Raw genomic sequence first — 11,653 nt, forward strand, 5'->3', positions numbered from 1 at the left:
GCCTGCACAACCCTCTTACTATTGCTCATTTTTAAATTTTTCTAATTCTAACAGATATTTACCAAAATCCGACCTGCCGTTCCCGCCACACTGAGACTACTGCAGCCGCTTTCTCTCTGCGGCCGCATCAATCAGCTCCTTTGATTCCTGAAAAGCGTCCGGCAGATAGGCCTCTGTCCATTCTTTGCCAGCCTTTTCCTGCTTTTTGATCTCATCCCATCTGGTCAGCGCCTCGCCCGAATCGGAAACTATCTCTTCTCCGAATACATGGGGATGGCGCCGCAGCATTTTGTCCGTAATCCCCTGTATCACGTCATTCATCGTAAAGTAGCCTTCCTCTTCCGCTATCTGCGCGTGCATTACCACCTGCATAAGCAGATCGCCCAGCTCTTCTTTCAGATTTTCCGGATCCCCTGTCTCCTCCAGTATATTGATCGCACCGATCACCTCCGCCGCTTCTTCTATACACGTCTTCTTCAGGCTTACATGAGTCTGCTCCCTGTCCCACGGACATCCGTCCGGTCCCCGAAGCTTTGCAATAACCTGCTGGAATTCTTCAAACTTTGTCATGGTGTTTTTACTCCTTTGTCTTGCTGAGATTATTGTACCGCAAAATTGAGGAAAATGGGAATGGTGTGGGGTAATTTCATTGTGAAAATACTATTGAAGTAATCACTGCTCTCTTTACCCTGCCCCTTGTTCCGCCAACTGATTTTTCTATCCAAGGCGGCGCGCCAACTTGCGGCGGTGCGGCGCTTGCGACCTAGCCCTTGCCCCAACCACTCCCCAAAGCAAAGATCATTATGGAACATTTATCCCCTACCTAACCTCCACCCTCCTGCACACCCCATAAATCACAGGCTGCAGGGCGAAAACAGCTATGGCGTAGACCAAAATCAAAACTGGCGGGAGGCCCACCACTTTTCCACCGATCTCCAGCAGGCTGAAATCCTGGACTGCATTGTAGATATCCATGAGCCGGTCTGGGAAGAAGGAGCAGATTGCCGGCAGGGTAATGATCCGACTCAGGAAGGGAAGCACGCACAGCACCACAAATGGGGCCATGATGGCGATCACAGTGGAGCGGGTGATGGCTGACACGAGCATGGCGGCGGAGACGGCGAACATCGTTCCCACATAGCCTCCCAGCACGATGAGCAGGTAGGTCTCCAGGAACGTGGCATTGTAAAAATCTCTCCACATCTCAAGCTGAATGGGACTGCCCGCCCCGCCGGCGCCGAGTACGAAGAGCACGATGAAGGTGTACGCAAAGATAAAGGCAGCGAACAGTGCGGTGGCCATCAATAGACCTGCCGCAATTTTGGCCAGAACCGCCCTGCTCCTTCCCAGCTTTGCCGACAGGAACACAGCGTCCGCTCTGAGCTGGAATTCGTCCGAAAAGATGCCTGACACGAAAAAGCCGATAAAAAGCGCCAGGATCATCATAAATGTGGAGATGTTTTTCAGGAGCGCTCCCCAGCCGTCAAAGTATTCATAGTAGAAGGGAGTGTCCAGACTTTTGTACTGGTCGAGAAGAAAGGCCTGCTGAGCCTCCGGGAAATCTTCCTCCCCGGAGGCAAACCATTCCTCCAGTCCGGAAATGCGTTTTTCATAGACCTTTGCGGCCTCGTCCTCCGTGATATTGTCAATGGCGTAGTAATCATACTCCCTCCAGGGGCTGTTGGCCAGATTGATCACATCGGCAATGGACGAGATCCCCTGCTTCTCCTGAAACATCCGGTTTTCAGCCTCTGTGGATCCCTCCGCGGAGCCGGACGAATACTCCCCGTTGATCCTGCTGTTCTCCTGGTAAACACTCCGAAAGACATCCCCCGTCAGATATCCGGCCCAGACATTTTTCTCCTCTCTGAGCTTTCCAGCCGCCCCCATTCCGGTCCTGTGGTTTCCGCTCTCGTCCACGTACTCCACTCTGCTGATAGTCAGCATGGACACGGCCAAAAGCACGATGACAAGGAGCAGGGCCGCTGTTTTGCTCCTTGTCCTGGAAAATACTTTTTTAATCTCAAATCTTATCATAGTCTTCACTCCCCGCTTTTTCTCCGAAATAATATAAAAATACATCCTCCAGCGTCGGCTTTACCGGAACCGCCCCCTGCAGCGGCCTCTCAGACGAGATGACCCTGAGCTTCACCTTCTCTCCCTCAGTCTTCATGTTTGAAATCCTGTACCTGTCGACCAGGGGCGGAACTCTCCTTTTCTCCACGCGGCAGCTCCACACCCTTTCCGGCATGGATCGGATGACCTGATCCACGGCGCCCTGCCGGATGATCCTGCCATCCTTCATGAGCCATATTTCGTTCGCTATATACTCTATGTCAGAGACAATGTGGGTGGACAGAAGCACGAGCCGCTCCCCGGACAGCTCGCTGATCAGGTTGCGGAAGCGTATCCTCTCGTTGGGATCCAGCCCGGCCGTGGGCTCGTCCAGGACTAATATTTTCGGGTTGTTCAGCATTGCCTGAGCGATCCCGGCGCGGCGCTTCATGCCCCCGGACAAAGTCTTCATCTTTTTGTTTGCCGCCTTTCCAAGTCCCACCTTCTGGATCAGCATTTTCGTCCTCTTCCTGGCAACAGCAGGGCGAATTCCCTTGATGGAGGCGATGTAGAGCAGATAGTCCTGTACTGTAAACTCAGGGTAAAACCCGAACTCCTGGGGAAGGTAGCCAAGCAGCTTCCTGTATTCCCCGTCCATGTCAAAAATATCCCTTCCCCTGTAGGTGATAGTTCCCTCTGTAGGACGGATGAGGGTGCAAAGCATCCGCATTAGCGTAGTCTTCCCCGCGCCGTTGACTCCCAGCAGTCCATAGACTCCGTTTGTCATGGCAAGGTCCACATGGTCCACAGCCGTGAAATCCCCAAAGGTCTTTGTCAGATCATTTAATCTCAGCTCCATCAGCTATTCCCTCCCAATCATACATATTCGTTTTCAGCATCCGGTACAGGACAAGGCCAAAATACGCCCCGGCCGCCGCCAGAAGAGACAGCCACACAGGAACCGTGAGCAGCGTGTACACCCTGTCATTGAGCACAAGAAACAGCCACAGGGCGCTCCACAGCATGCACAGCGCCGCCGCTGTCACCTCATTTACCCGGCTGCTGCACAGTGTGCGCAGGCAGATGCAGGCAGTGACCGTCATGGGTAAGAGGAATTCCACCAACAATTCCGTCACAGGGACATGCAGCCGGGACACAGCCACGCCGAAAAACAGGGTGAGAAGCAGGGTATCCGCCAGTCCAAAGAGGAGCATCCTGGCTGCGTAAATCTGTCTCAGTGTATAGTAGGAGGCCAGCTCGACCTCCATGCTCTGGCAGGCCCTGTTCTTCCAGATCTCCGGAATGACAAGGATGACAAACAGTGTGGCCGCCACCCCCATGCTTCTCTGCACATAGGCGTCATCCTCCACAGACACAAGGGCTATCCACAGCAAAATGAGCAGAGCGAGCTGACACAACCACCACCTCTTGCGTATCAGCGCCAGCTGTCCCCAGACAAATTCATGGAAGGTCAGCAGCCTGTCCTGCTCGGACAGAAGGAACGCCTCCTTTGACCTCCTGACCGTCTCCTGCAGTCTCTCCTCCTCTGCGTCTTTTTGCAGCATACTTCTGTACTTTTCCAGCTTGTTTTCAAATTCCATCTTCCTCTTCACCTCCTGGCTGCAGCAGCTGTCTTAGCACATTCTTCGCCTGTCTCAGGCGGTATTTGACCAGCGGCGTCTTAATTCCCAGAGTCTCGGCGATCTCCCGGAGCTTCAGGCCGCTGAAATAGTAGAGGATCACCGCCTCCCTCTGCTCCTCCGGAAGCTTTTTCAGGGCGGACTCTATGGCGATCCTGTCCAGATGGAATTCCCTGTCCGGAGAGCTCTCCCTGTTCAGATCTGTCTGTTCCAGCTTTTCTGTCAGCTCCCGATCCGGAGTCGGCATTTCCTTCCTTTTTTTCAGATAGTCAAGGCACAGATGCCTTGCTATGGTATACAGGTAATTTTTTGCCTTCTCCCTGTGACAGTAGGCAGACAGCCGGGCGAAAAAGCGGATAAAGGTCTCCTGGGTCAGGTCCTGGGCCTCCTCTCTGTTCCCACAGCGGCAGATGCAGTAAACCAGGATATCCCTATAATATTTTCGCACAAACAGATCAAAGGCCTCTTCGTCCCCCTGCTTCATCCTTCTGATCAGGACAAAATCCAAGTCCACACACCCCCTTTTCGCCTTTTATCCTTCCCTCTATTATATATAACGGCTCAACCGGCCAAAAGGATAGTCCATCCTCGCAAAAAATGCAGCCTCCCTGCGCCTTCTCAGGTACATATTTTGCATCAAAAAACACCAGGCCCGCAACCCCGGACCTGGTGTCAAAAACCTCTGCCATACTCTCCTTTTTTCTGGCCATACACTTCCTACCTTTCCCCGCCGTCCCTGCGCTTTCTAATCCTTCTCTCCCTGACAAAAACGACAAGTCCCACTACAAGTAAAATCGTAAAATCCATACCGTATGTCACCTCTCTGACAACACGCCCTCGCGGGCGCTGACAGCAGCGCCTACTCCTCCAGGCTCCTCCTCGCCTCCCGGGTAATCTCCTCCGGGAACCCGAACACCTCCAGCAGGCGCACTGCGTTGGTCTGGCGGCAGATGCCGGGATGGATCCTGTAGTCAAAGGCGAGGCCCTGCTCGTAGGCCTCCTCGCAGAAATAGAAGCCTTCATACCCTGCCGGCCCGCTGACCAGATTTTCCGCGATCTCCAGGTCGTGGGTGGCGGCGATCACAAGGCAGCCCTTCTCCCGGAGATACTGAAGGACGGCCGTGGAGGCGGCGATCCGCTCCTTTGTGTTGGTTCCCCGCAGGATCTCATCTATGACAGCCAGCACGGGCCGGCCCTCATCCACCTTCCGGATGATCCGCTCCATGGACCTTATCTCCTTGATGAAATAGCTCTCCCCCGCCAGCAGGTTGTCCCGTATGGCGATGGAGGTGTACACGTCAAAGGGATACAGGCGGGCCCTGGAGGCGGCGCAGGTGTGGACGGACGCGGCCAGCACCGCGCTGATGGCCGCCGCCTTTATAAAGGTGGATTTCCCCGAGGCGTTGGAGCCGGTGATGATGCACCCGGTCTTCAGGGACAGGTCATTGTACACCGGCTCGTCGATGAGGGGATTATAGAGATCCCGCAGCTCCAGCTCCCTCTGGCTGGAGTACTCCGGCACGCAGAAGAGGGGGAGGCTCCTGCGGAAGGAGGCCGCGCACACCGCCACGTCCAGCTCTCCTGTGATAAGAAGGATGCGAAGGACCTCCTCCCTGTGGGCGCTGATCTCCTTCATGGCCCTGTTGTAGTGGACAAAATCCACCAGGAAGGCTCCCTTCACATACACCCTGACCAGCTCCGACAGATCTGTGCTGTACTGGCTCTGCTGCCTTTTGCGGAGAACCCGGAGCACCTTGTTCAGCTTTGCGGCCGCCTCCTTTGTCCCCTGGAACTTTTCCCGGAAATGTCCGCCGCAGATCCTGTCACTCTCTGCAAGATTTCCTGCAAGTGAGGTGAGAGCCTGAACCGCGCTGATGATTTCCAGATTGATCTCATAGCTGCTCCTTTTCAGCGCGTACACGCACATGTTGACGAGAAAAAGGAACAGGAAGGGCGACAGCATCTCCATATTTCTGAAGAAAATGGCGGCCCCAAGGCCGCCCAGAAGGCTGGCAATGAGGAGGATCTGCAGCACCCGGTAGACCCAGGGGTGCTCCAGCTCAAAAATCTCCGGCTCTGTGATGAGCTCAGGCACATAGCAGCTGTTTTCCCTTTTGCCCAGGTCAAACAGGCGAAGCTGTAGCTCCTGCCTTTCCTTTTCGTTCCGGTCCAGCCAGGTGATGTCCTCCTCCAGTGCCGCCAGCCTGTCCGGCTCTGTGTCCATATCCCTCATTCTCTTGTAGAGAACCTGCTCCCCCATCCAGGAGCAGCAGGTGTTGACCCTGGCAAAGACGTCGTCCATGTCCAGATCGCTCCAGGTGATGTCGTCCAGCCCGTTTTCTGCCTTTGTCTTCTCCCAGAGTATCCTGGTCTGCTCAGAGGGGCGCTCCCCCTCCTCCGGCTTCTGTCCGAAGGAGGAGAGAAGCCTTGCTCTCTTCCATTTTCTTCCTGTACGGTGGTTCCAGGCGGAAACCAGGACTGTAAAAACAACCAGGCCCGCCACTATGATCATACCTGTCATAATCGCTCCTTATCTGAAAATTATCTGCCTTTGAAATCTGATTTCTTCTATACATGTCTTCTTAAGACTTGCATGTGTCTGTTTCCTGTCCCACGGATATCCGTCCGGCTCCCGAAGCCGCGCGATGACCTGCCGGAATTCTTCAAACTTCGTCATAGTGTTTTACTCCTTTGTTGTATTGAAGAATTGTAACATTTTTTCCATGTACTTTCTACTTTTTCTTCTTCCATTTCTCCATTTCTGCTATAATGAGATAAGTTCTAATAGGAAAAGCGGCAAAGGAGGAGCGCCATGCACTATGTGATCAGTGATATTCACGGATGCTACGATGAATACAGGGAAGCTCTGGAGAAAATAAATTTTCAGGACTGTGACCTTCTGTACGTTCTGGGTGACTGCATTGACCGGGGTTACGCCTCTGTCAAAGTCCTCAAAGACATGATGTACCGGCCTAATGTCATCCCGATCGTAGGAAATCACGAATATATGGCCCTGGATGTATTAAAGGACCTGTGTGTGGAGATCACGGCTAAAAATGCTGAAACACTGCTGGACGCGGAAATGCTTTTGAAGTATGCTGACTGGATGAAAAACGGGGGAGACCGGACAATCCAGGAGTTCCGCGCTCTCCCTATGGACGAAAAACTGGAAATCCTGGACTATCTTGGTGATTTTTCTCTGTATGAGGAAGTGTCTCTCAGCGGAAGGAATTACCTTCTTGTACACGGTGGTCTGGAGCCGTTCCGCGAGGGCATGGATGTGGAGGATTTCTCCGTGGCACAGCCTCTCTTCTCAAAGGCCGACTACGACAGGATGTATTTTTCTGACAGGTTCACTGTTACCGGGCACACGCCTACCATCTCACAGCCGGGAAATAAGGGGACTGTCATCAAACGGAACAACCACATTGCCATTGACTGCGGCTGTGTATTCGGCTATAATCTGGCAGTGTACTGTATGGAGACAGACCATGAAATCTACATTCCTTATAAACATAAAAAAGACTGCGGACCGGAGCCGTAGACAGAAGAAACTCCCCGCTCTCCTAAAACTCTTTCTTCTCCAGTATCCTCGCGCTGATAAATATGGAGACCGCCATCACGGCCGCCGCTGCGGCTATGCACACCGCAGCCACGCCGGCCAGTCCCATGCGCCCCATAGTCCTCACAGCCGCCTGCAGGGCTTCATTGTCCAGATCCGTCAGCTTTACGATGCCAAAGACGAGAGCCATGACGCCCAGCAGGACGATGAGCATGGCGATCCGTCCCTTTTCCGGCCCGAATTTGAGCTGGAAGGGGATCATGACAGCCAGGAAGAGGAGCAGAAGGGCCGCGCTCACTCCGGCAGTGAACAGGGTCTCTCCCATTTGCCCGGCGTCGGCCGTCCGGCCGGTGTACACAAGGATAAAGGCCAGGATGAGGAGGAGCCCCGCTCCGCCTGTCACGACACCGAAGATATATTTCTCCGCCGCGTATACTTTTCTCTCAAAGGGCAGCGTAAAGAGGAAGGCGTTACCGTTGTCGTACTCGTCGTAGCTGATGGTGCTCAGCACGAAAAAGGAGCTGACAAATCCCACATAGGGGAGCACAAAGGTGGCAGGCGACGACCCGGCCCCGTTTGTGATCGTGAGAAATGCCGCCATGACAAACACTAATATAAAGAAGTTTTTCTGATTTTTCAGCAGTTTGAAATCCTTGATCAATAATCCTTTCATACTCGTTCACCCCTTATCATCATTGTGATCATATCGTCGATGCCGCTGTTTTCTATCACGACCTTCGGATAGTTTTCCAGGTAAAACTGCTTCTGGTCCGTGAGGGCGCTGTAGCCGTAGGGCTCCTTTTTCACCCGCAGGAGATACTGCCGGTCCACAGAGGCGTACTGCTCCGGATCCAGCTTCAGAAGGCCGTAGCTTCCAAGCAGCACATCCGTCTCCTCGTGGAGGATGATGCGCCCCTCATGGATCATGTAGAGGTCGTCACAGATCCCCTCCAGGTCTGTGGAAATGTGGGAGCTGATCAGGATCGACCTGTTCTCGTCCTCCTCCATATACTCCCGCAGGATGCCAAGAAGGCTGTCTCTTGCCACCACGTCAAGCCCTGCCGTGGGCTCATCCAGCAGAAGGAAATCCGCCCTGTGGCTGATGGCGATGAGAAGCTTCAGCTTCGCCTTCATGCCGGTGGAAAATTCTTTGATCTTCCTGTCCACGGGGATCTGGTATCTGCGGCACTTCTCCAGAAAGTCCGCCCGGTCAAAGGTGTGGTAAAAGCCTCTCAGCATGGCCGCCGTGTCCCGGACTGTCAGATATTCGCTGACACCGGAATTGGACAGCACCACGCCCAGCCTCTCCTTATCGGCTGTTGTCAGAGCTTTCGTCTCCTTTCCCATCAGGGTGATCCGGCCGCCGTCCGTGTGGATCAGTCCCAGGATTGCCTTAAATGTCGTGCTCTTTCCCGCGCCGTTCTGTCCCACAAGGCCGGTGATACAGCCGGGCTGCACCTCCAGAGAGCACTCCAGAGTGAAGCGGTCGTAGTTTTTTCTGACATTTTCTAACTTTAACATAGCCTAGTCCTCCAAAATGAGTGAAAATAATTCTTTTATCTCTTCATCCTGCATCCCATATCTTCTGCCTTTCTGAATGGCCAGTTCAAGATCGGCTTCCACTTCCTTTCGCTTCTCTTCCTTCATCAGTTCCGTGTTGGAGGCTGCAATGTAGGTGCCTTTCCCGTGTACAGTAACTGTGAAGCCCTCCTGCTCCAGGTTGTCATACGCTTTTTTTACAGTCAGGGCGCTGATCTTCAGCTCCTTTGAAAGCGACCTCACAGAAGGAAGCGGGTCGTTTTCCTTCAGTTCACCTTTCAGGATCAGGGCCTTCACCTGCTCGATGATCTGCTCGTAAATCGGGATCATGGATGAATGGTTGATGATGATCTGCATATTCATCCTCCTTCTGATAAACAGTATATAACAGTATATCACTGTTGTCAACTGTTATATACTGTTTGTTCCAAACATTTTTTCCGGATTTTTATCATTGACTCTCCCATCATTTTAGTATAGTATATAAGTAACCAGTTACTTATATACTATACTAAGAAAGGAATGATTGAGACGTGCAGCTATCGGATCTGATTGAAAAATTCAGGCACACAAGAGACGGGCAGGCGCGGGCCGTCTTCAGCACCATCTTCATTGCGGGGAACCGGCTCCAGACCTCCTTTGACAGGGCGGACGGCCAGGTCACTATGAAACAGTTCATGCTGCTGACCATGTTGCGCCAGTCCGGGAAGGACATGACCTTCACCCAGCTGGGAGAGCTTCTTGGCTGCTCCCGGCAGAACATCAAAAATCTGGCCGCCTCCCTGGAGAAGAAGGGGCTGGTCACCATCTCCCGAAATCCCCGCGATGGCAGGGCCTGCGTCATCAGTCCCACAGAGCAGCTGCCACGATATTTTCAGCAGGCAGCTCAGCTCCACACAAGGAAGCTGAGGGATCTTTTTTCCGTCTACTCAGACAAGGAGATAGAGCAGCTGTTCCGGCTTCTCATGAAGCTGTACAGCGGGATAGACCGGCTGGAGCAGCCGGAACAGCAGTCGGAACAGCAGCCGGAACAAAAAGAGCAAAATGAGGGATGAAAGCAGGAGGGATACTATGAGTGAGACGATGGTGCTTTACAGCTCCAGATACGGAGCAGCCAGGCAGTATGCCCACATAGCAGCGGAGGAGCTGGGCCTGGGCGTACGGGATGTTAAGGATGTCAGGAGCGCTGCCAGCGGGGATATCATGAAAGCTGACCGTATCATCCTGTGCGGCGGCATCTACGCCGGGGGCCTCTCCGGCGTCTCCTGGCTGAGAAAGAACAGCGCAGCGCTTGCAGGTAAGAAGGTGGTCCTCTTCGCCGTGGGGGCCTCCCCCTGGGATGAGAGGACTGTGGGGCAGCTCAAGGAACGGAACTTAAAAGGACTGCCCGGGAACGTAGTCCTCTTCTACGGCCGGGGCGCCTGGGATGAGTCCGCCATGAGCTTTAAGGACAGAACCCTCTGCCGGATGCTGCAAAAATCAGTGGCCAAAAAGGACCCGGCCGCCTGGGAGCCCTGGGAGAGAGCCCTTCTTGAGGCCGCCGGCCGCTCCTGCAGCTGGATCGACAGAAAATATCTGGAGCCGGTATATGAATACCTGGCCGCGCCCTGAGAGGGACATCTGCCGGGATCTGCGTTTCCCGGGATTTACAAAAGAGGGATGAGCCTACTGCTCATCCCTCTCTATCACATGGGTATCCATATTTCCGAAATCACTGCTCAGTGTAAACTGATCTTCAATCCCCTCTGTGAGATAAATCTGACCGTCCTGGGTAACCAGGATCATCTCAAAATCCTGGTGGTCCTGCCAGTACCGGGAAGCCTCATCCAGCCCCTTTACGAACATGGACGTAGAGAGGGCGTCCCCTCTTTTTCCCTCCTCCGTGATGATGGTAACGGAGGCCAGGCCGTTGTCCACAGGGTATCCCGTGTCCGGGTCAATGATGTGCCCGTATTCTTTTCCGTCTTCCCCCACAAAATACCGCTCGTAGTTGCCGGAGGTGACGACCGCGCAGTCGGAGGCAAGGAGCATGCCCAGGACTCCCTCACCCCCGTCAAAGGGGCTGCGGATCCCCAGCCGCCAGTCTCCCCCGCCGGGCCTTTCGCCCACAGCCTGGATGTTGCCTCCCAGGTCGAGAAGGGCCGATGTGACGCCTTCGTCTTCAAGGAGCTGAGCCAGTATGTCCCCTGTGTATCCCTTTCCCACAGCGCCCAGATCAAACTCCATGCCGGCGGGAAGCTGGACTGTGGTGCCGTCCAGCTGCACCCTCTCATATCCCACATTGGCCAGGAGGGCGTCCAGCTCCTCCTGGGAGGGTATCCGGTTCTCGTCTGTGGTAAATCCCCAGGCCTCCAGCACCGGGTAGATGGTGGGGTCCAGGTCTCCCCCCGTCTCCTCTGCCATCTCCAGGGCAAAGCCCACAATATCCGCCGTGTCCTCGCTCAGGATCACCGGATTTCCCCCGCTGTGATTGAGCTGGTAGATCTCACTGTTCTCATTTGTCACGGACCACTCGTCCTCCAGCTTCTCCACCTCGTCCTGGGCCTTTTCCAGGGCCGCCTGGGCCCCGTCGCCGTAGGCTGTGAGGGTCATGTAGGTGTCCATGGCAAAAAATTCCACCTGGGCCTGGTCTGCGCCCTGCCTTCCTCCCCCGGAGGACGAAGCCTGCCCGGAGCAGCCCGCCAGAGCCGCCGTGCTTCCCATGAAAGCTGCCGCGCACGCCAGGGCGGTCAGGCCGGTCCATCTCTTTTTATACTTCATCTGTATTCTCCTCGTATAATAAGCCTGTACCCCAGATATACAGGGGTGGGATTATTCACTTTTAATGGTATAGAGGAGTCATCCCTCCGGAGGTTCT

The 11,653-nt window shown here is 54.2% G+C and carries 15 protein-coding genes; 3 read left to right on the forward strand and 12 right to left on the reverse strand.

Annotation, left to right across the window (positions count from 1 at the left end):
* Window positions 1-96 precede the first annotated feature (96 nt).
* From NI21_RS0108910 to NI21_RS0108940, 8 genes are all read right to left on the reverse strand, one after another.
* Window positions 97-570 (reverse strand): MazG family protein, encoded by a 474-nt coding sequence (locus NI21_RS0108910; RefSeq protein WP_033125886.1) that lies wholly within the window; start codon window positions 568-570, stop codon window positions 97-99.
* A gap of 29 nt (window positions 571-599) precedes the next feature.
* Entirely contained in the window at window positions 600-812 is a 213-nt protein-coding gene (locus NI21_RS0108915) for a hypothetical protein (protein WP_033125887.1), read from the reverse strand.
* Window positions 813-819: 7 nt separating this feature from the next.
* Entirely contained in the window at window positions 820-2,037 is a 1,218-nt protein-coding gene (locus tag NI21_RS0108920; RefSeq protein ID WP_033125888.1) for an ABC transporter permease, read from the reverse strand.
* Window positions 2,024-2,914, reverse strand: coding sequence for an ABC transporter ATP-binding protein (locus NI21_RS0108925; RefSeq protein WP_033125889.1), 891 nt, complete (start codon window positions 2,912-2,914; stop codon window positions 2,024-2,026). The genes NI21_RS0108920 and NI21_RS0108925 overlap by 14 nt, the downstream gene beginning before the upstream one ends.
* A complete protein-coding gene (locus tag NI21_RS0108930; protein ID WP_033125890.1) occupies window positions 2,895-3,656 on the reverse strand; it encodes a hypothetical protein in 762 nt (253 codons plus the stop codon). Before NI21_RS0108930 ends, NI21_RS0108925 begins: the two co-directional genes overlap by 20 nt.
* Window positions 3,646-4,203 (reverse strand): RNA polymerase sigma factor, encoded by a 558-nt coding sequence (locus tag NI21_RS0108935; protein ID WP_369792787.1) that lies wholly within the window; start codon window positions 4,201-4,203, stop codon window positions 3,646-3,648. Before NI21_RS0108935 ends, NI21_RS0108930 begins: the two co-directional genes overlap by 11 nt.
* Window positions 4,151-4,405, reverse strand: coding sequence for a hypothetical protein (locus NI21_RS16885; RefSeq protein WP_197052619.1), 255 nt, complete (start codon window positions 4,403-4,405; stop codon window positions 4,151-4,153). The genes NI21_RS0108935 and NI21_RS16885 overlap by 53 nt, the downstream gene beginning before the upstream one ends.
* Before the next feature lie 149 nt (window positions 4,406-4,554).
* Window positions 4,555-6,216, reverse strand: coding sequence for a hypothetical protein (locus tag NI21_RS0108940; RefSeq protein ID WP_033125892.1), 1,662 nt, complete (start codon window positions 6,214-6,216; stop codon window positions 4,555-4,557).
* 291 nt (window positions 6,217-6,507) lie between these two features.
* Here NI21_RS0108940 and NI21_RS0108945 point away from each other — a divergent pair, with 291 nt between their 5' ends.
* Window positions 6,508-7,239, forward strand: coding sequence for a metallophosphoesterase (locus NI21_RS0108945; RefSeq protein WP_052084027.1), 732 nt, complete (start codon window positions 6,508-6,510; stop codon window positions 7,237-7,239).
* A 22-nt stretch (window positions 7,240-7,261) separates the two neighbouring features.
* Here NI21_RS0108945 and NI21_RS0108950 read toward each other — a convergent pair whose 3' ends face one another.
* From NI21_RS0108950 to NI21_RS0108960, 3 genes are read right to left on the reverse strand one after another with little or no spacing between them, the layout of a single operon-like run.
* A complete protein-coding gene (locus tag NI21_RS0108950; protein WP_033125893.1) occupies window positions 7,262-7,930 on the reverse strand; it encodes an ABC-2 transporter permease in 669 nt (222 codons plus the stop codon).
* On the reverse strand, window positions 7,927-8,778 hold the full coding sequence (locus NI21_RS0108955) for an ABC transporter ATP-binding protein (RefSeq protein ID WP_033125894.1): 852 nt from the start codon (window positions 8,776-8,778) through the stop codon (window positions 7,927-7,929). Before NI21_RS0108955 ends, NI21_RS0108950 begins: the two co-directional genes overlap by 4 nt.
* 3 nt (window positions 8,779-8,781) lie before the next feature.
* Window positions 8,782-9,153, reverse strand: a complete 372-nt coding sequence (locus NI21_RS0108960; RefSeq protein WP_033125895.1) for a GntR family transcriptional regulator — start codon at window positions 9,151-9,153, stop codon at window positions 8,782-8,784.
* Between the two features lie 176 nt (window positions 9,154-9,329).
* Here NI21_RS0108960 and NI21_RS0108965 point away from each other — a divergent pair, with 176 nt between their 5' ends.
* On the forward strand, window positions 9,330-9,851 hold the full coding sequence (locus tag NI21_RS0108965) for a MarR family winged helix-turn-helix transcriptional regulator (protein ID WP_033125896.1): 522 nt from the start codon (window positions 9,330-9,332) through the stop codon (window positions 9,849-9,851).
* 16 nt (window positions 9,852-9,867) lie between these two features.
* Complete coding sequence (locus NI21_RS0108970) at window positions 9,868-10,407, forward strand: flavodoxin domain-containing protein (protein ID WP_033125897.1); 540 nt, start codon at window positions 9,868-9,870, stop codon at window positions 10,405-10,407.
* Window positions 10,408-10,461: 54 nt separating this feature from the next.
* Here the strand turns inward: NI21_RS0108970 and NI21_RS0108975 are convergent, their stop codons facing one another.
* Window positions 10,462-11,556: an FAD:protein FMN transferase gene (locus NI21_RS0108975; protein WP_033125898.1), complete on the reverse strand. Its 1,095-nt coding sequence runs from the start codon at window positions 11,554-11,556 to the stop codon at window positions 10,462-10,464.
* Between the last annotated feature and the right edge of the window lie 97 nt (window positions 11,557-11,653).

The sequence above is a fragment of the Eubacterium sp. ER2 genome, from assembly GCF_000765215.1.
Taxonomy (GTDB): domain Bacteria; phylum Bacillota; class Clostridia; order Lachnospirales; family Lachnospiraceae; genus Claveliimonas; species Claveliimonas intestinigallinarum.